The 19,406-nt window shown below is 69.1% G+C and carries 15 protein-coding genes; 11 read left to right on the forward strand and 4 right to left on the reverse strand.

The window, feature by feature from the left end; translation table 11 throughout:
* The 4 genes from ON43_RS26805 to ON43_RS26820 form a co-directional block, all read left to right on the forward strand.
* Window positions 1-499: 3-phosphoshikimate 1-carboxyvinyltransferase (locus ON43_RS26805; protein ID WP_040811852.1), on the forward strand; the 499-nt coding region annotated here is incomplete at its 5' end.
* Window positions 466-1,503 carry a ribosome small subunit-dependent GTPase A gene (rsgA, locus tag ON43_RS26810; RefSeq protein WP_083913751.1) on the forward strand — a complete coding sequence of 346 codons (1,038 nt, stop codon included), beginning with the start codon at window positions 466-468 and terminating at the stop codon, window positions 1,501-1,503. The genes ON43_RS26805 and rsgA, both read left to right, overlap by 34 nt.
* Window positions 1,504-1,589: 86 nt before the next feature.
* Entirely contained in the window at window positions 1,590-1,802 is a 213-nt protein-coding gene (locus ON43_RS26815; protein WP_040811854.1) for a hypothetical protein, read from the forward strand.
* A 38-nt stretch (window positions 1,803-1,840) separates the two neighbouring features.
* Entirely contained in the window at window positions 1,841-2,365 is a 525-nt protein-coding gene (locus ON43_RS26820; RefSeq protein WP_051179297.1) for a nitroreductase family deazaflavin-dependent oxidoreductase, read from the forward strand.
* A 71-nt stretch (window positions 2,366-2,436) separates the two neighbouring features.
* Here ON43_RS26820 and ON43_RS26825 read toward each other — a convergent pair whose 3' ends face one another.
* Window positions 2,437-5,169: a LuxR family transcriptional regulator gene (locus tag ON43_RS26825; RefSeq protein WP_083913752.1), complete on the reverse strand. Its 2,733-nt coding sequence runs from the start codon at window positions 5,167-5,169 to the stop codon at window positions 2,437-2,439.
* 295 nt (window positions 5,170-5,464) lie between these two features.
* Here ON43_RS26825 and ON43_RS26830 point away from each other — a divergent pair, with 295 nt between their 5' ends.
* Window positions 5,465-5,782 carry a hypothetical protein gene (locus ON43_RS26830; RefSeq protein ID WP_040811856.1) on the forward strand — a complete coding sequence of 106 codons (318 nt, stop codon included), beginning with the start codon at window positions 5,465-5,467 and terminating at the stop codon, window positions 5,780-5,782.
* An 8-nt stretch (window positions 5,783-5,790) separates the two neighbouring features.
* Here ON43_RS26830 and ON43_RS26835 read toward each other — a convergent pair whose 3' ends face one another.
* The 3 genes from ON43_RS26835 to secA all read right to left on the reverse strand — a co-directional run bounded on the left by ON43_RS26835 (window position 5,791) and on the right by secA (window position 12,047).
* Window positions 5,791-8,412, reverse strand: a complete 2,622-nt coding sequence (locus ON43_RS26835; RefSeq protein WP_157514204.1) for a helix-turn-helix transcriptional regulator — start codon at window positions 8,410-8,412, stop codon at window positions 5,791-5,793.
* A gap of 318 nt (window positions 8,413-8,730) precedes the next feature.
* Window positions 8,731-8,970 (reverse strand): hypothetical protein, encoded by a 240-nt coding sequence (locus ON43_RS26840; RefSeq protein ID WP_157514205.1) that lies wholly within the window; start codon window positions 8,968-8,970, stop codon window positions 8,731-8,733.
* A 239-nt stretch (window positions 8,971-9,209) separates the two neighbouring features.
* Window positions 9,210-12,047: a preprotein translocase subunit SecA gene (gene secA / locus ON43_RS26845; RefSeq protein ID WP_040811861.1), complete on the reverse strand. Its 2,838-nt coding sequence runs from the start codon at window positions 12,045-12,047 to the stop codon at window positions 9,210-9,212.
* 462 nt (window positions 12,048-12,509) lie between these two features.
* Between secA and ON43_RS26850 the strand changes: the two genes are divergently transcribed.
* From ON43_RS26850 to bluB, 6 genes are all read left to right on the forward strand, one after another.
* The gene (locus tag ON43_RS26850) at window positions 12,510-13,931 is read left to right on the forward strand and encodes a WS/DGAT/MGAT family O-acyltransferase (RefSeq protein WP_040811863.1); all 1,422 of its coding nucleotides are present in this window, start codon (window positions 12,510-12,512) and stop codon (window positions 13,929-13,931) included.
* Window positions 13,915-14,499 (forward strand): DUF6912 family protein, encoded by a 585-nt coding sequence (locus ON43_RS26855; protein ID WP_373283488.1) that lies wholly within the window; start codon window positions 13,915-13,917, stop codon window positions 14,497-14,499. Before ON43_RS26850 ends, ON43_RS26855 begins: the two co-directional genes overlap by 17 nt.
* Before the next feature lie 94 nt (window positions 14,500-14,593).
* Window positions 14,594-15,757: a ferredoxin reductase gene (locus ON43_RS26860; protein WP_040811865.1), complete on the forward strand. Its 1,164-nt coding sequence runs from the start codon at window positions 14,594-14,596 to the stop codon at window positions 15,755-15,757.
* A gap of 131 nt (window positions 15,758-15,888) precedes the next feature.
* Window positions 15,889-17,367, forward strand: coding sequence for a fatty acid desaturase family protein (locus ON43_RS26865; protein WP_051179304.1), 1,479 nt, complete (start codon window positions 15,889-15,891; stop codon window positions 17,365-17,367).
* 95 nt (window positions 17,368-17,462) lie between these two features.
* Entirely contained in the window at window positions 17,463-18,716 is a 1,254-nt protein-coding gene (locus ON43_RS26870; protein WP_040811867.1) for a fatty acid desaturase family protein, read from the forward strand.
* Window positions 18,717-18,802: 86 nt separating this feature from the next.
* The coding region (gene bluB, locus ON43_RS26875) for a 5,6-dimethylbenzimidazole synthase (protein WP_051179306.1) at window positions 18,803-19,406 on the forward strand (604 nt) is incomplete at its 3' end.

Here is a 19,406-nt window from a genome sequence, read left to right on the forward strand (position 1 = left end):
CTGGCCGCGCTACACCACCCAGCCCGGCGACGTGATCCGCGAGATCCTGGTGCGCATGGGCGCGGAGGCGCGGTTCTACGAGAACGTGCTGACCGTGCGCGGCCCGGAACGACTGGCCGGCATCGACATCGACCTGCACGATGTGGGCGAGCTGACACCGACCGTGGCCGCCCTTGCGGCACTGGCGGATTCGCCGTCGCGGCTGCGCGGCATCGCGCACCTGCGCGGGCACGAGACCGACCGGCTGGCGGCGCTGTCCACCGAGATCAACCGGCTCGGTGGCAAGGTGACCGAGACCGAGGACGGGCTGACCATCGTGCCGAATCCGCTCACCGGCGGGCAGTGGCATTCGTACGCCGATCACCGGATGGCCACGGCCGGAGCCATTCTCGGGCTGGTGACGCCGGGTGTGGAGATCGAGGACATCGGTACGACGGCCAAGACGCTGCCCGGGTTCGTTCAACTGTGGGAGAACATGCTCGCGGGAGCAGACCGCTGAGGCGCCGCGAGTACGACGAGTCCGATGTCCGGGTGCGCCCGGGCAAGGGCTCGCGCCCGCGCACCAAGACCCGGCCGCAGCATCTGGATGCCGAAGCGGCCATGGTGGTTTCGGTGGACCGCGGGCGCTGGGGCTGCGTGCTCGACGACGATCCCGACCGGCCCGTGGTGGCCATGCGGGCGCGCGAGCTCGGGCGCACCCCGATCGTGGTCGGCGATCAGGTGGACCTGGTCGGCGACCTGTCCGGCAAGCCCGACAGCCTGGCCCGCATCGTGCGGGTCTCGGATCGGCGAACGGTGTTGCGCCGCACCGCCGATGACACCGATCCGTTCGAGCGGGTGGTGGTGGCCAATGCCGAGCAGCTGTTCATCGTGGTGGCGCTCGCCGACCCGCCGCCGCGCACCGGATTCGTGGAGCGCGCCATGGTGGCGGCGTATGTCGGTGGGCTGCAACCGATCCTGTGCCTGACCAAGCACGATCTGGCGGCCGAATCCGAATTCGCCGCGGCCTTCGAGGATTTGGATCTGACCATCGTCTACGGCGGCATCGAGGATCCGCTGGAACCGGTGCTGGAGCTGCTCGACGACAAGCTCACCGCGCTCATCGGGCACTCCGGGGTCGGCAAGTCGACGCTGGTGAACCGGCTGGTGCCGGATGCCGAGCGGGCGGTCGGGGTGGTCTCCGGCGTCGGCAAGGGGCGGCATACCTCGACCCAGTCGGTGGCGCTGCCGCTGCCCGACGGCGGCTGGGTCATCGACACCCCGGGCGTGCGCTCGTTCGGGCTGGCCCACATCACGCCCGACGATGTCATCCAGGCGTTCTCGGATCTGGCCGACGCCATCGAGGACTGCCCGCGCGGCTGTACCCATCTCGGACCGCCCGCCGACCCGGAATGCGCGCTGGACAATCTGCCCGGCAAGGAACTGCGGGTGGCCGCCATTCGCCGCTTGCTCACGGCCCTGAATTCCAATGACCCGTGGTTTCGAGGGAACACCGAGACCTGAGGTTTCAAAGAAACGCCGAGACCTGAGTTAGCTACAAAATCGCCCATTCGATACCTTTTGTGCATAACCGGCACGAAAGGGTCGTCATGGGCGAAGAAAACCCCGACGGGCCGCCCGCCAGCGAGCGGCGGCACAGAACTGCCAGGGCCGCACGGGACCAGGCCGCGAATTCGGCGCGTGAACAGGCGGAATCGGCACGCGAAAAGAAGAAACTGCCGCAGGAGCACGATGACGACCGCTCCCCCGCCGATCCGCATGATTGGCAGGACGAGTGGGATCGGGCACGTTGGGCGCCCTGAGCACGATGCCGAGCGCGATGTAGCAACATAATCATGGGATGGCATTCGCTGAATGGCGGCGCCGGCCCGAGGCGCCCGCCCGATTCAATCCGCTGCCCCGGCTGGGCCGATCCCTGGCCCGCCGCCGCACCACCATGCGCCTCGCGCCCGCGGTGTTCGCGCTGGAACGATTCACGCGGCGGGTGACGAAGGGCCGCAAGGGAATTCTGGACGTGGCGGGCCTGCCCGCGCTGCAGGTGACGGTGCCCGGCCGCCGCAGCGGCATTCCCCGCACCGTCACCCTGCTCTATGTCCCCGACCCCTACGACGAGAAACGCTTCCTGATCGTCTCGTCGAATTGGGGGCAGCACGAACAGCCCGCCTGGTCGGCCAATCTGCGCGCCGTCGACCGGGCCGAACTGGAGGTGCGCGGTGAACGGTTCCCGGTGCGGGTGCGGCAGCTGACCGGTGGCGATCGGGATCGGGCCTGGCGGCGGGCGCTGGAATTCTGGCCGGGTTACGGGATGGAACAGCGGCTGGCGGGTGAGCGGCGGTTCCGGCTGTTCGAACTCGAACGAATTTGAGCTGCCGCCAATTCGGGTTGCCGCTGATTCGCTGAGTCCTTCGAAACCTCCCGGGCAGACTCGAAATCCCCTCAGCGCGGGCGGATCAGGCGCATGCCGTTGTCGAAGTCGATGCCGCGCAGCTCGGAACGTCCGGTGAGGCCGAGCTTTTCGAGAATCCGCGACATGTGATGCCCGACCGTGCGCGGGCTCAGGAACAGCTCCGCGCCGATCTCCCGATTGGTGAGCCCCTGCGCGGCGAGGCGCGCCACCTGGGATTCCTGCGCGGTCAGCGGGGTGGAGCCGGGCGCGGTCTTCGCGCCGGTGCCGGTGAGGTCGATTTCGTGGCGGGCGCGCGCCGCCCACGCGGTCGCGCCGATCAGGTCGAAAGCGTCTGCGGCGGTGCGCAATTGCTCGGCAGCGTCGCCGCGGCGGCGGACCCGGCGCAGCCACTTGCCGTAGAGCAGCCGGGTGCGGGCGCGGCCGAAGTGCGTGTGGCGGGTGTCGCCGACGGCCAGCGCGCGGCGGTAGTAGTGCTCGGCGCGGTCCTCCTCGGCCAGCAGCGCCCGGCAGGCGTAGGCGTCGGCCAGGGCCCAGCGCGCCCGAGATCGCCACGCCCAGGCCGCGATTCGTTCGGCGTGCGCGGCGGCCTCGTCGAAGCGGCCCATGCGGCAGGCCGCCTCGACCATGTCGACGGTGGCCAGCCGGGCCAGTGTCGGATGCGCGGCCTCGTGGCCGGGTCGCGACAGCGCGGACAGGCGGCGGTAGGCCGCCTCGGCGTCACCGGCGGCGAGCGCGTGGAAACCCTGATGCCAGTACGCGCCGCCGATCAGCACCGATACCGTGTGCGGACGCGCCAGTGCCAGTGCGTGATCCGCGCTCTCGGCCACCGCGTCGCCGTCGCCGCGCTGCGCGGCCAACCGGGCCCGCAGATTCCAGCACTGGGCCAGGATGTTATCCGCGCCGGCACCGGTGGCCAGCTCGAACGCCTCCGCCAGCGTCGCCTCCCCCGCCTCCCAACGACCGGTGGCGAACTGCACGATGGCCAGCTGCGGCAGCAGGCCCAGCACCGCCGCGCGATCTCCCGAATCCCGCAGGGCCCCGGCCACACTCAGATACGGCTCGACCGCGCGCTCCGCCAGACCCCACTCGAGCAATTGCGCGGCCGGGGGAAGCAGATGCGCGGCCACGATGGGTGACGGTGCGGCGGCCACGGCGGCCAGTTGACCGTTCAATGGCAATCCGTCGGAACGCCCCGCGGCCCAGGCCGCGCGATCCGCCAGCAGGCGCAGCGCGGCGGCCAGTTCCGCGCCCCTGGCGCGCCACACCGAATCCGGTCCCGCGACAGCGGTTTCCGGGGACGCGGCGGTCGAGGCGTCGATGAGGTCGGCGTCGCGCAGGAGCCGACCGTGCGCCTGGGCCGGATCGCCGGCGACGAATTCGAGCAGGCCGGGCAGACCACCGGCCGCCGGTGCGAGAACCGCCGGGGGCGTGCGGGTTTCGGCGAGAGCGAGCAGGCGGCGGGCGGATTCGAGATCGCCGCCCGCCCAGGCGAAGCGGGCCGCGGTGGCCAGGCGCACCCCGGCGGTGCCCGGGTCCGGGGTGACCGCCGCCGCGCGGCGCAGTACCGCGGCGGCGGCCAGGGCACCCGCTCGGGCGTGCAGCGCCTCCGCGCCGTCGGCGAGAGCCTGGGCGAGGACCGCATCGGGGCCGTCGAGCGTGGCGGCCAAATGCCAATTGCGCAGTTCACCCTCGTCGGCACCGCGCGGGGCGACACCGTGGGTGCGCAGGGCAGCGCCCGGTGCGCTCAGGGCATCGGCCAGGGCGAGGTGCGCGGCCCGGCGCTGGGCGGGTGACGCGGCATCGTAGGCCGCACCGCAGAGCAGCCGGTGCCGCATCTCGACCCGCCCGTCTGTGACCGCGAGCAGACCGGCGGCGAGCGCCTCCTCCCAATCCGCCGCGGTGACACCGAGTTCGGCGGCGGCCGCCGAGATCGCGCCCAGGGTGCCGCGGTCCTCCGCGGCCACCACGGTGAGCAGGGTGCGCACCGGTGCGCTCAGGGCCGCCAGCCGATCGGTGTGGGCGGCGCGCAGGCGCGGGCCGAACGGCACCGGGCCCCGGGCGATTCCGGATCCGTCCTCGGTGTCGACGGGAAACTCGCACAGCGCCAACGGGTTTCCGGCGGCCAGGCGCAACATGCGGGCGGCCCGCGGCGCACCGATGCCGCCGGAGCGCATCCCCAGCAGTCGCCGCGCCTGCGCGTCGGTCAGCGGGCCGACGGGCAGCACCCGCAGGGCCTGCCAGACCGAACCGGCCGGGTTGTCCCGCATCGCGGCCAGCAACGCCACCCGGTGCGCGCCGACCCGGCGCAGGGCGAAGGTCAGGGCGCGGGCCGTGGCGGCGTCCACCCACTGGGCGTCGTCGACGAGCAGCAGGATCGGCTCGTCCCGCGCCACCGTCGCCAGCAGGCTGACCAGAGCCGCGCCCACCAGGAACGGGTCGGCCGGACCCGCGTCCCGGCCCAGGGCCGCGCCCAGCGCCCGCGCCTGCGGACCGGGCAGCTCGTTCAGGCGATCGGCGAGCGGGAGCAGCAGTTCGTGCAGGCTCGCGAAATCCAGTTCGGATTCGGCGCGAAATCCGCGGCAGGCCACCACCCGGAAATCCGTGGCGCGCGCTTCGGTATCGCGCAGCAGCGCGGTCTTTCCGATCCCCGGCCCGCCCCACAACAACAATCCACCGCCGTGCCCGGCGCGTGCCTCACTCAATACACGAGACAGTTCGACCTGTTCTCGTTCCCTCCCCTGGAGCACCCGGATCTCGCGCACATCGCAAGTTACCCCGCCCCGCGATAAGCGGACAAACTTGTAATAAGGCGTGTCTCAGCGGCTGAGATCACATGGCGGATATGCGATTCCGAACCTTTCGGCAACCGACCGATTCGATGACCGATACGATGACCTATTGCCAATCCGAGGCATCCGGTAAAATGCGCCGAGCGAATTCCCCCTCGAATTGGCGGAATTCGGAACTCGACTCCCATTGCATTCCCAGACGTCCACCCGCTAAACATTTCCGGCCGCACGGGGTGCGGACGGTGCCGGAAGTGGTTAGCCTGCCGAGGTGGAAGACCGTGAGCGCAAGGAATTCTCGCCGCTCCTCGACGCGGCCCTCGGCCCCGGCGCACCCGTCACCCCGGAAGTCCGGATCGGGCGCAACGACCCCGACGGCGAACTACCCGAGTGCGTGCGCTGCAACCGGCCCGCCGCTCTGCACCTGCGCGCGGTGTGGCTGTCCACCCGCGCCGTGCTCGCCGGTGACACCGATGTGGACAGCCTGATCCAGGTGCACGCCTGCGGTAACTGCGCCGGCAGCGTGGCGGGCATGATCCTCATCAACTGGGATCCCCGCTACTGGGGCGAGTCGGTACACCTGGAATAGCGAAAGCTTCAGCGCGGCCGGACGATTCGCATTCCATTGTCGAAATCGACGTCGACCAGGTCGGCCCGGCCGCTGAGCCCCAGCTTGCCGAACACCCGCGACAGATGATGCCCCACCGTCCGGGGGCTCAGGAACAGTTCGGTCCCGATCTCCCGATTGGTCAGCCCGTGCGCGGCCAGTCGCGCGACCCGCAGTTCCTGCGCCGTCAGCACCGAGGTCTCGCCGTGCGCGGTGACCGGCGCGACCCGCCGCCCGGTGAGTTCCAGTTCCTGCTGCGCGCGCGACACCCACTGGTGCGCGCCCATGCGCTCGAAAGCCTCGGCGGCCGAGCGCAATTGCTCGGCGGCATCCGCACGGCGGCGCACCCGGCGCAGCCACTTGCCGTAGAGCAGCTGGGCGCGCACATGATTCAGGTCGTGGCGGCTGCGCCGGATCGCCAGCGCGCGCCGGAAATAGCGGTCGGCGCGGTCATCGGTGCTCAGCAGCGCCCGGCAGGTGTAGGCGGCCGAGACCGCCCAGTCGGCCCGGGAGCGGACGGCCCAGTCCCGGATGTCGGTGTAGTACCCGAGCGCCTCGCTGTGGCGGCCGACCCGGGTGGCGGCCTCCACCAGATCCACGGCGGCCAGCCGGGAATAGGTCGGATGGCAGGCGTCGTGCCCGGGCTGGGCGAGGGTGCGCAGGCGCAGATAGGCGTTCTCCGGATCGCCCATGCTGAGCGCGTGGAAGCCGAGGTGCCAGTGCACCGACGCGACGAGCGCCCGGGTCCGCCGCGGTCGCGCCAGCGCCAGCGCGTTCTCCGCGGCCTCCCGCACCGCGTCCGAATCACCCTGCAGCGCGGTGATCTTCGCGCGCAGGGACCAGCAGTGGGCGAGCACGTTCTCCACGCCGCCCGCGGTGGCCAGCTCGAACGCCTCGGCCAGGGTCTGCTCGGCGGCCGGGAGGCGGCCATTGGCGAACTGGATGATGGCCAGCTGCGGCAGCAGCGACACCGCCGCCGGGGCGGAGCTGCCCCGCAACCGCGCCGCGGCCCGGGTGTAGGGCTCCAGCGCCCGGTCGGCCAGGCCCCACAGCAGTACCAGGGGTGCGGGCGGCAGCGGCCGGATCATGGTGTGCAGGCGCGAATTGCCGTCCGCCACCGAGATTTCCGCGGGATCCAGGTCGAGTCCGCCGAGTCCGGCGGCCCAGCGGGCGCGGGCGGCGTCGATGCGCAGATTCGCCGCGGTCGCCGGATCCACCAGTTCGGCGTCGCGCAGCATCAGCTGGCTCGCCCGTTCCGGTTCGCCCGCAACGAATTCCAGCATTCCGGCCAGCCCGCGGCTGGCGGTCGCCGCCCGCTCCGAACCCAGCCGGGCGGTGGCGCGTTCGAGCAGACCGTGCGCCGAGGCGATATCGCCACCCGCCCAGGCGAATCGGCCGGCCGCGGCCAGCCGCTCCCCCGCCCGCTCCGGATCGGGGGAGATGGCGGCGGCCTGGCGCAGCATCGCGGCGGCCGTCAGCTGCCCGTGACCGGCCGCGGTCCCGCGTTCGGTCAGCGCCGCCGCCAGCTGCTCGTCGGGCCGGTCGGAGGCCATGGCGCCGTGCCAGATTCGCAGATCCGCCGTGCCCGGCTCGGTCAGCGCGGCCGCCACCGCCAGCTGGGCGGCCCGCCGCTCGGCGGGTGCGGCGGCATCGTGGGCGGCGGCGCACAGCAGGGCGTGGGTGCGCTCGACGCGGCCGTCGCCGACCGTGAGCAGGCCCGCGGCCGTGGCGTACTCCCAGGCGTCCGGTCCGGCCCCGAGCGAGGCGGCCGCGGCGGTCACCACGCCCAGCACGCCGCGGGTCTCGGTGGCGGCCACCGTGAGCAGCACCCGCACCTCGGGCGGCAGCGCCGCCACCCGGTCGGCGAAGGCGGCGCGCACGCCCGGTCCGATTGCCATCGGTTCCGGCGCGGTGCCCGCGAGTTCGCCCACCACGCCGGGCAATTCGTGCAGGGCCAGCGGATTGCCGCCCGCCACCTCGAGAATGCGGGCCAGGCGCAGCGCGCCCAGCGGGCCGAAGCGGTCGGCGATCAGGCGGCGCGCCTCGGCGTCGGGCAGACCGGTGACCGCCAGCGCGGGCAATTCGCGCCAGACGGTGTCGGCGGGATCGTCGCGGACCGCCACCAGCAGCGCGACCGGAATCGCCGGCAAACGGCGGATGGCGAAGATGAGCGCCTGCGCCGACTCCGGATCCACCAGCCGGGCCTCGTCGACGACCAGCAGCAGCGGGGTCTCGGCGGCCAGCACCGACAGCAACCGCACCAGGGCCGCGCCGACCAGGAAGACATCGGCGGGCGCGGAATCCAGGCCGAGCACCGCGCTCAGCGCCCGCGCCTGCGTGGGCGGCAGCTGCGCGAGCCGGTCCGCGACCGGGAGCAGCAGTTCGTGCAGGGCCGCGAACCGCAATTCCGATTCGGCGCTGATGCCCTGGCAACGCAATACGCGGAAGTCCGCGGCGCGTTCGACGGCGCCGCGCAACAGCGCGGTCTTACCGATCGCCGGATCGCCGTACAGCACCAGTCCGGTGCCCCGCCCCGATCGTGCGGCCCCGAGTACCCGATCCAATTGGATTCGTTCCCGGTCCCGCCCGTACAGCATTAGTTCCTCCCACACCCCCCGAAATTTAGACGAGCTAATAGCCTGCAACAAAGCCGGGTCAGGCAAGTGGCACAAAATGTCCTGGAATGACGCAGATCACAGAATTGGGCGAGGAATTCACATAACGCGCAGGCAGGTTCGCGCGATATCTCATGCCATTTTGCGTGGCCGGAAGTGAAATGGAACCGAATACGATTCGGGTGGACACGTCCCCTTCTGAACTACCCGCCATCGAGCCGCCGAAACCTCCGGTCCGCCAATATTTTTCACCGACCTCGCGAAAACAAAAGCGCCCCCGGCGAATTCGCCGGGGGCGCGGGGCGCTGATACGGATCAGCGGAACAGCGTCAGGTTGACGGTGCCGTCGGCCTGCGGGTCGCAGCTGTACTGCCAACCGGCGTTGCCGTCGAGCACGACGCCGTCCGGGGAGGTCCAGGAGCCCTTGGAGCCGTCGGCCACACACGCGTCCATGGTGGCGTAGTTGCCGCCGAAGTAGGACTCGGCGTGCGCGGTGGCGGCGCCGAAGCCGGCGATGCCCAGGGCCATGGCGGTAACAGCGAGAGTCTTGCGCATGATTTCGGTTCCTTCTTCCTTCGCGGCCGCCCCTCGGCGACCGGACTGGAACCATTTGATCGCAGTGATTGTGACCGTTTCATGACCAACGCAAATGCGCTGGTACACAAGGAAAAACAGCTTGCCCCCGGGTGCAGAGCACCCGGGGGCAAGCGGTGGAAGAAGGGGTGGGGGGACCCGCCATCGGGGTATGGGCAAGGGCGCCCGGCCGGTCGGTCGGACGCCCTTACTCGAATCGATCAGTGCCGACGCTTGGTGCGCGGGGCGCGATCCTGCTTGCCCTGGGTGCGGGCGGCCTCGCGGCGCTCGCGGCGGGTGCCGCCCTGGGCGTCCTCGTTGCCGTACTCGTCGCTGTCGCTGCGAATGGCGGCGTGGCCGCCCTCGTCCGGACCCGAGTAGGACAGCCCGCGCGGGCCGGACTCGTCGATGCCCTTGGCGCGCAAGGCCGCCGGAGCGCCGTTGCCCGCCTGGGCGGCGGCGTCCTCTTCGGTGGGGAGCGGGCGGTGGCCGACCGGCGACTGCAGACCGGCGCCGACGTTCAGGCCGGCCGGCTGCGGCTGCTGCACCTCGACCTGGAGGTTGAACAGGAAGCCGACCGACTCCTCCTTGAGGCCGTCGAGCATGGCCGCGAACATGTCGAAGCCCTCGCGCTGGTACTCGACCAGCGGATCGCGCTGCGCCATGGCGCGCAGGCCGATGCCCTCCTTGAGGTAGTCCATCTCGTAGAGGTGCTCGCGCCACTTGCGGTCCAGCACGCTCAGCAGGATCTGGCGTTCCAGATTGCGCATGCTGCCCTCGCCGGCGAGACCGTCGATCTCGGACTCGCGGTTGGCGTAGGCGGCGTGCGCGTCCTCGAGGACGGCGTCCAGCAGCTCCTCACGGGACAGCTCGCCGATCTCACCGGTCTCGCTCTCGCCGGTCAGATCCTTGTAGTTGATGCCGATCGGGTACAGCGTCTTCAGCGCGCCCCACAGCTTCTCGAGATCCCAGTCCTCGACGTAGCCCTCGGCGGTGGCGCCATTGACGTAGGCGGTGATCACGTCGGTGATCATCTCCTGAACCTGGCCCTCCATGTCCTCACCGTTGAGGATGCGGGCGCGCTCGGCGTAGATCACCTTGCGCTGCTGGTTCATGACCTCGTCGTACTTGAGGACGTTCTTGCGGATCTCGAAGTTCTGCTGCTCGACCTGGGTCTGCGCCGACTTGATGGCCCGCGAGACCATCTTGGCCTCGATGGGCTGGTCGTCGGGCAGGTTCAGCCGGGTCATGATCGACTCCAGCGCCGCGCCGTTGAAGCGTCGCATGAGCTCGTCACCCAGCGACAGGTAGAACCGGGACTCGCCCGGGTCGCCCTGACGGCCGGAACGACCGCGCAGCTGGTTGTCGATGCGCCGCGACTCGTGGCGCTCGGTGCCCAGCACGTACAGGCCGCCCGCGTCGCGCACCGCCTCGGCGTCGTCCTCGACCTGCTCCTTGACCCGCTCCAGGGTCGGATGCCACTGGGCCTCGTACTCGTCGGGGGTCTCGACCGGGTCCAGGCCCTGCCGGCGCAGCAGGATGTCGGCGATGATGTCCGGGTTGCCGCCCAGCACGATGTCGGTACCGCGACCGGCCATATTGGTGGCGACGGTGACCGCGCCCGGGCGACCCGCCTCGGCGACGATCTGCGCTTCCTGCTCGTGGAACTTGGCGTTGAGCACGTTGTGCGGAATGCCGCGCTTGGTCAGCAGCTTGGACAGGTACTCCGAGCGCTCGACCGAGGTGGTGCCGACCAGGACCGGCTGGCCCTGCTCGTGCTTCTCCTGGATGTCATCGGCGACCGCGGCGTACTTGGCCTCTTCGGTCTTGTAGATGAGGTCGGTCTGATCCGCGCGGATCATCGGCTTGTTGGTCGGGATCGGCACCACGCCCAGGCCGTAGGTCTGGTGCAGCTCGGCCGCCTCGGTCTCGGCGGTACCGGTCATGCCGGAGAGCTTGTCGTAGAGGCGGAAGTAGTTCTGCAGCGTGATGGTGGCCAGAGTCTGGTTCTCCGGCTGGATCTCCACGCCCTCCTTGGCCTCGATGGCCTGGTGCATGCCCTCGTTGTAGCGGCGGCCCACCAGGATTCGGCCGGTGAACTCGTCGACGATGATGACCTCGCCGTTGCGGACGATGTAGTCCTTGTCCCGCTCGTAGAGCTCCTTGGCCTTGATGGCGTTGTTCAGGTAGCTCACCAGCGGCGAGTTGGCGGCCTCGTAGAGGTTGTCGATGCCCAGCTGGTCCTCGACGAATTCGACACCGGCCTCGTGCACGCCGATGGTGCGCTTCTTGATGTCGACCTCGTAGTGCAGGTCCTTCTTCAGCAGCGGGGCGATGCGGGCGAACTCCGCGTACCACTTCGAGGAGGCGTCGGCCGGGCCCGAGATGATCAGCGGGGTGCGGGCCTCGTCGATGAGGATGGAGTCGACCTCGTCGACGATGGCGAAGTTGTGCCCGCGCTGGACCAGATCGTCCAGCGAGTGGGTCATGTTGTCGCGCAGGTAGTCGAAGCCGAACTCGTTGTTCGTGCCGTAGGTGATGTCCGCGGCGTAGGCCTCGCGGCGCTCGGCCGGGCTCATGCCGCCCAGGATCACGCCGACCTCGAGGCCGAGGAAGCGGTGCACGCGGCCCATCCACTCGGCGTCGCGCTTGGCCAGGTAGTCGTTGACGGTGACGACGTGCACGCCCTCGCCGGAGATGGCGTTGAGGTAGGCGGGCAGCACACAGGTCAGGGTCTTGCCCTCACCGGTCTTCATCTCCGCCACATTGCCGATGTGCAGGGCGCCGCCGCCCATGATCTGCACCTTGTAGTGCTTCTGGTTGAGCACTCGCCAGGACGCTTCCCGCGCGGTCGCGAAGGCCTCCAGCAGCAACTCGTCGAGGCTCTCGCCGTCGGCGTAGCGCTCCTTGAACTCCGCGGTCTTGGCCTGCAACTCGGCGTCGCTGAGGGCCGTGAACTCCTCGTCGAGGGCGATGACCTCATCGGCCAGACTCGCCAGCCGCTTGACCGTGCGACCTTCACCAATCCGTAGCAACCTTGAAAAACTCAGCGCAGGCACGGGTCTTGTAGTCCTCTGGTCGGTGTTGTCGGTAGCCCCCACCACAGCGGGAAGCCTGCGCGCGGGCGCGCAATCACTAGCCATGGTAATCCGGTGCCCAGCTTAGGTGCTGAACTGCGCACCCGATGGGCCACGCACTGAGGAGATGCTGTGAAAACCCGGTTGCTCGCCGCGCGTTCCGGCGTCCAGCGACCTTGCAGCGAATGGCTTTGCGTCCCACGCTGTTTCGAAACCCCTGAAGTACCATGTAGGGGGTCCGGCGTGCGATGGCCTGCGCCCGCGCGCCCGGAGCAGGGGACACCGACGACGGTGTGGGATCTCGGGCAGCGCCGCCTATCCATTCCCCCAGGTGATCGGATTGCGATAGCTTGCCTCTCGACGGCGAAACGCCGCTGATACGCCGACGCCTCGGCAGGGGGAACTTCCGCGGGCGCAGGCAGGGATTAGGGAGTAGCGGGCAGCGTGATCACCAGACTGACGCCGCAGGACGCGTCGTTCTACCGGCTGGAATCCAGCAGCAACCCGATGCACATCGGCTCCCTGGCCATCGTCCGCAATCCGGCGCCGGGCGCGAACTCCGGGCGAGCGCCGCTCGACTACGAGCGACTCGTGTCGCTGGTCGAGTCGCGGCTGCCGCTGGTGCCGCTCTACCGCCGCAAGGTGCGCGAGATCCCCTTCGCGCTGGGCCGCCCGGTGTGGGTGGACGACAGCCACTTCGACATCACCTATCACGTGCGCCGCTCCGCACTGCCCGAACCCGGGACCGACGAGCAGCTGCTGGACCTGGTGGCGCGCCTGGCCTCCCGCCCGCTCGACCCGACCCGGCCGCTGTGGGAGATGTACCTGGTCGAGGGGCTGTCCGAGGGCCGCTGCGCGATCTTCACCAAGACGCATTCGTCGCTGGTCGACGGCGACTCCGCGCTCGAGATCGGGCATGTGATCCTGGACACCTCGACCGCGCCGCGCGAGGTCGCGAACGACGCCTGGATCGCGCATCGCGAACCCGCGGATCTGGAACTGCTGGTCGGCGCGGTGCTGCATCTGGCAACCCAGCCGCGCGAGGGTCTCGAGGTGGCGCGCCATCACATGGCGGAGGCGTTCGCCATGGTCGACGCCACCGGCAAGGCGGTACAGAAGGTGGTGTCCATGGTCCGGGCCGCGGCCATCGGCGCGCCCGACAGCCCCCTGAACACCCGGACCTCACGCAATCGCCGGTTCGAGGTGGTGCGCACCGACCTCGAGGACTACCGCAAGATCCGCAAGCGGTTCGACTGCTCGATCAACGACGTGATCCTCGCGGTGGTGGCCGGCGCGCTGCGCAACTGGCTGCTCTCGCGCGGCCAGGTGCTCACCGAGGCCGACCAGTTGCGCGCGGTGGTGCCCATGTCGGTCTACGCCGACGGCCCGCACGGCGAGCTGAAACCCGCGGGCGAGGTCACCTCGATGCTGCTGGATCTGCCGGTGGGCGAACCGAATCCGGTGATCCGCATGGAGCACATCAAGCACGCCACCGAGGCGCACTCCCGGCATCAGCGCGGGGTGCGGGCGCGGACCCTGGTGCACATGGCCGGATTCGCTCCGGCGAGCCTGCATGCCATGAGCGTGCGCTCGGCGAGTACTTTTGCAGAGCACACGTTCAATCTGGTGATCACCAACGCGCCGGGTCCGCAGCAGGCCATGTACATAGGCGGCGCGCGGATGCTGGAGATGTACCCGGTATCGCCGTTGCTGCGCTTTCAGGCTCTGAGCATCGGGCTCACGTCCTACGACGGACGGGTGTTCTACGGACTCACCGCCGATCGCGACGCCATGGCCGACATCGCGGTGCTGACCGCTTCGGTGCACGAGTCGATGGAGGAGATGCTCGGTGCCTGCGTCCAGTGAGTCGTCGCGCGTGTCGAAGAAGCTACGGGTCTACGTCCCGGCCACCGTGCCGATGCTGCGGGAACTGGTCGCCGACCGCGAGATTCGCGCGCTCAACGACACCGCCTTCGCGGTGACGCCCGCGCTGCGCGAGGCGTACGCCTCCGGCGACGACGAGGAACTGGCCGAGGTCGCCATGGCCGAGGCGGCGCGCGCCTCGCTGCGGCTGCTCGCCGAGGAACAGGCGGCGACGGATCTGGGCGGCGAGGACGCCGACGCCTCCGATGCCGCTCCGAAGGGACCGATCTTCCGCCGCGCGGTCATCGCCGCCGACGTGGACGACGCAACCCTGCGCCCGGATCTCGACGACGCGGTGGTTCGACTTTCCGCCGCGATCCCCTACGACCGCATCGCCTCGATCCACGTGGATCTGGCCGAGGCCGAGTCCGAGGTCTCCAAGGCCGTCGAGGTGATCGACGCCGCCGATATGGGCGACGCCGACGCCGAATTCGTGCTCGGCGACGCCGAGGATCACCAGCTCGCCTGGTATGCCGCGCAGGAACTACCGTTCCTCCTCGACCTACTCTGAGCAGGTCTTCCGGTCTGGTTCCGGCACCGTAACCTACGATGCCGTAACCTAATCGTGACGGCTGCGGTACGACGATAGGAACGGTTTCCGGATCATGGCATCGAAGAGTGGTGGATTCTCCGTGCGAGGTTTGCGGAATTGGCTCGAGGCCCCCGTGGCCGAAGGCGGAACCGCCGGACGGACCCCGCTGGACACGCTGCGCGGCGCCGCCGCGCGCATCACCACTCCCCTATTGCCGGATGACTACGCGCACCTGATCAACCCGCTCTGGTCCGCCCGCGAGCTGCGCGGCCGCATCGTGGAGGTCCGCAAGGAGACCGCCGATTCGGCCACCCTGGTGATCAAGCCGGGCTGGGGCTTCGACTTCAAGTTCCAGCCGGGCCAGTACATCGGCATCGGCGTCCTGGTGGACGGCCGCTGGCACTGGCGCTCGTATTCGCTGACCTGCCCGCCGGATTGGAGCGGCGACGGCTCGCACAAGGGCAAGCGCCTCATCTCCATCGCGGTGAAGGCGATGCCGGAGGGCTTCCTGTCCAGCCACATCGTCTCCGGCGTCCCGGAAGGCACCATCGTGCGCCTGGCCGCGCCGCAGGGCGGTTTCGTGCTGCCGGAGCCGACGCCGGACAGGGTGCTGTTCCTGACCGCGGGCTCGGGCATCACCCCCGTGATGGCCATGCTGCGCACCATGGATCGCCGCGATTCGGTCCCCGATGTCATGCACATCCACTCCGCGCGTACCCCCGACGATGTGATGTTCGGTGACGAGCTGCGCGAATTGCACGAGCGCCGACCGGGTTTCACCGCGCACCTGCACCTGACCGGCGACAAGGGCAAGTTCGCCCTCGCCGATCTGGACGAGGTGGTCCCCGACTGGCGCGAGCGCGAGGTGTGGGCCTGCGGCCCGCTGCCCATGCTCGACGAGATCGAGAAGTACTGGGCCACCGCGGGTCTCGCGGACAAGCTGCACGTGGAGCGCTTCGAGATCGAGCGCAATGCCTCCGGCGAGGGCGGCACCGTCACCTTCGCCAAGGCCGGCCGCACCGCCGAGGTGGACGGCGCGACCACACTCCTGCAGGCCGGTGAGGGCGCGGGCGTGCGGATGCCGTTCGGTTGCCGCATGGGCATCTGCCAGACCTGTGTGGTCACCCTCACCGACGGCCACACGCGCGATCTGCGCAATGGCAAGGAGCACCGGGCGGGCGACAAGATCCAGACCTGCATCTCGGTGGCGGCGGGCGACTGCACCGTCGAGGTGTGACGCGCGGACCGGGCGCGCCCAATGCGCCCGGGAACGGCTACCCTCGATAGCAATCGAGCCTGAACGCGGTCCCGCTCGGGACCGCCCCCGCGCAGCGGTGCGAGGCAGTTCAACCACGGAAGGACCCGCCGGTGGCCATCACCGACATCAAAGCGTTCGCCCATTTGACGGCCGCTGATATCGAGACCCTCGGGCAGGAACTCGACACCGTTCGGCGCAATGTCGAAAACTCGCTGGGCGAAAAGGACGCGAAGTACATCCGTCGCAGCATTGCGGCGCAACGCATTCTGGAAGCCGCGGGCCGTGCCACGCTGTTCGCTTCCAAGAAGCGCTGGGCCTGGCTCACCGGCACCGCCCTGCTGTCGGTCGCCAAGATCATCGAGAACATGGAGCTCGGGCACAACATCAGCCACGGGCAATGGGACTGGATGAACGACCCGGAGATCCACTCCACCACCTGGGAGTGGGATATGACGGGCACCTCGGGCCAGTGGAAGGCCGCGCACAACTACTCGCACCACATGTACACCAATGTCCTCGAGATGGATGACGATCTGGGCTTCGGCATCCTGCGCATGACGCGCGACGAGGAGTGGAAGCCGGTCAATCTGGTGCAGCCGGTGGCGAATCTGTTCCTGGCGGCGCTGTTCGAGTGGGGCATCGCGCTGCACGATCTGGCGGCGCAGAAGGAGCAGATGGGGATTCCTCCCACCTCGTTCTTCCCGCCGCGCAATGTGGTCAACGAGCCCAACAAGGCGTTCTGGCGCAAGGCCGGCAAGCAGGTCGCCAAGGATTTCGTGATCTATCCGGCGCTCACCGGTCCGGCCTGGAAGTCGACGCTGAAGGCCAATGCCACCGCGAATCTGGTGCGCAACCTGTGGGCGTACGCGGTCATCTTCTGCGGGCATTTCCCGGACGGCGCGGAGAAGTTCACCGTGGAGCAGTTCGAGAACGAGACGCAGGGCGAGTGGTACCTGCGCCAGATGCTGGGCAGCGCGAATTTCGACGCGGGCCCGGTGATGGGCTTCATGAGCGGCAATCTCAGCTACCAGATCGAGCACCACCTGTTCCCGGACCTGCCGTCCAACCGGTACCCCGAGGTGTCGGTGAAGGTGCGCGAGCTGTGCGACAAGTACGACCTGCCGTACACCACCGGTTCGCTGGCCAAGCAATACCTGTTGGCGTTCCGCACGATTCACAAGCTGGCGCTGCCGGATCAGTGGCTCAAGCGGACCTCCGACGATGCGCCGGAGACGTCCTCGGAGCGCAAGTTCGCGGGCATCTCGCTGCCGTCGCTGCCGTCCTGGAACACCGCCTCCATGCCGACCTGGAACGGCAGTGAATGGCTGGCCGAGCACAGCGCGAGCGAGTGGCTGGCCGAGCATCAGCCGCACTGGGGTCTGGATCCGGAAACCGGTGAGCGGCGGGGGCTGCGGTCGGCCATGCAGGAGGCCAAGGTGGCGCTCAAGGAGAAGGCCGCGCACGAGAAGCAGGTGCTGCGCGAGGCGAAGCTGGCCTTGCAGGAAAAGGCAAGGGCGGAAAAGGCTTTGCTCACCGATAAAGCCCAACGAGGCGGTTGGTTTTCGCGTAAGCTGCGCCGCACTCGCTAGCAGAGTCCGATCTCGAAAACAATGCGGTATTCGACACGTCGGAGTTTCGATCCTCACCAACCTACGGAACCGTAACTTACGGTACTGTAACCGGCATGGCGATCTCGGATGTCAAGGAATACGCGCACCTCACCCCCGAGGATGTCGAAGCGATCGGGGCGGAGCTAGACGCCATCCGCCGTGAGGTCGAGTCATCCCTGGGCGAGAAGGATGCCCGCTACATCCGCAATGTGATCCGTCTCCAGCGTGGCCTCGAGATCAGCGGCCGCGCAGTGCTTTTCGCGAGTCTGTTCCCGCCCGCGTGGCTGGCCGGCGTCGCCCTGCTGGGTACCGCCAAGATCATCGAGAACATGGAGATCGGCCACAATGTGATGCACGGGCAGTGGGACTGGATGAACGATCCGGAAATCCACTCCACCCAGTGGGAATGGGACAACGCCGGTCCCGCCGAGCACTGGAAGATCACCCACAACTTCCTGCACCACAAGTACACCAACGTGCTGGGCATGGACGACGACATCGGCTACGGCCTGCTGCGCGTCACCCGCGATCAGCGCTGGTCGCCGTTCTACCTGGGGCAGCCGGTGTACAACCTGCTGCTGCAGATGTTCTTCGAATACGGCGTCGCCATCCAGCATCTGGAGCTCGGCAAGGTCGCCAAGAAGAAGTGGGCCCCGGATTCCCCGGAGCGCAAGCAGTTCGAGGAGGACCGCCGGACCGTCCTCAAGAAGATCGGCAAGCAGGCCGCCAAGGACTACCTGATCTTCCCGCTGCTCACCGGCCCCGCCTTCCTGGGCACGCTGACCGCCAACCTGGCCGCCAATGTGGTGCGCAATGTGTGGACCAACGCGGTCATCTTCTGCGGCCACTTCCCCGACGGCGCCGAGAAGTTCACCAGGTTCGACTGCGACAACGAGACCCAGGCCGAGTGGTACCTGCGGCAGATGCTGGGCTCGGCCAATATCTCCGGCGGCCCGCTCATGCACTTCATGACCGGCAACCTCTCGCACCAGATCGAGCACCACCTGTACCCCGACATTCCGTCGAACCGCCTGGCCGACATCGCGGTTCGGGTGCGGGCGCTGTGCGAGAAGTACGACCTGCCCTACACCACCGGCTCGCTGCCGGTGCAGTACGCCAAGTCGTGGCGCACCATCATGAAGCTGTCGCTGCCCAACAAGTACCTGCGCCGCGGCACCGACGACGCACCGGAAACCAAGTCGGAGAAGGTCTTCGGTGGCGAGAGCACCATCGACCCGATGACCGGGAAGCGGCGCGGTCTGCGCACCGCGCTGGCCGAGGGCGGCCGCCGCCTGGCCCGCCGCAAGCAGCCCGCCATGGCTCGCTGACCCGAGTGACATCCTGAAAGGCCCCCGCCGAGATATTCGGCGGGGGCCTTTCAGCACTTCAGGATCACCGTGATTGACTGGTCGCCGTGTGTTCCGCAGGTCCCGAAGTCCCCACCGAATGTCTCAGCGTCTACGACGCCATCAAATTGCGCCGTGACGTCCGCGCCGAATTCTCCGGCGAGGTGGTGGACGACGCCACCCTGCTCCGCATCCTCGAGGCGGCCCATCGGGCGCCCAGCGTCGGCAATTCGATGCCGTGGGACTTCGTCGTCCTGCGCGACCCGGCCACCCTGGCCAAATTCGCCGATCACGTGGCCGAGAAGCGGCAGCAGTTCCACGACTCCCTGCCCGCCGACCGCGCCGAGACCTTCAACCCGATCAAGATCGAAGGCATCGTCGAGTCCGGCACCGGCATCGTGGTCACCCACAACCAGTCCCGCGGCGGCACCCACGTCCTGGGCCGCGCCACGGTCCCCGAAACGGGCATCTACTCGACCATCCTGGCCATCCAGAACCTCTGGCTGGCCGCCACCGCCGAGGGCGTAGGCGTCGGCTGGGTCAGCTTCTACGACGAGCCCTACCTGACCGCCCTACTCGACCTCCCGGCCGACGTAAAACCGGTCGCCTGGCTCTGCATCGGCCCCGTCCACGAATTCCAGCAGGTTCCCGACCTGGAACGCTTCGGCTGGC

It is taken from the genome of Nocardia concava NBRC 100430, assembly GCF_000308815.1.
Lineage (GTDB): Bacteria > Actinomycetota > Actinomycetes > Mycobacteriales > Mycobacteriaceae > Nocardia > Nocardia concava.

Excerpts from the sequence above, each read along its gene's own strand:
- ON43_RS26815 (WP_040811854.1), top strand. The coding sequence starts at position 1,590 with ATGGGCGAAGAAAACCCCGACGGGCCGCCCGCCAGCGAGCGGCGGCAC.
- ON43_RS26820 (WP_051179297.1), top strand. The coding sequence starts at position 1,841 with ATGGCATTCGCTGAATGGCGGCGCCGGCCCGAGGCGCCCGCCCGATTC.
- ON43_RS26840 (WP_157514205.1), bottom strand. The coding sequence starts at position 8,970 with ATGCGCAAGACTCTCGCTGTTACCGCCATGGCCCTGGGCATCGCCGGC.
- ON43_RS26860 (WP_040811865.1), top strand. The coding sequence starts at position 14,594 with ATGGCATCGAAGAGTGGTGGATTCTCCGTGCGAGGTTTGCGGAATTGG.
- ON43_RS26870 (WP_040811867.1), top strand. The coding sequence starts at position 17,463 with ATGGCGATCTCGGATGTCAAGGAATACGCGCACCTCACCCCCGAGGAT.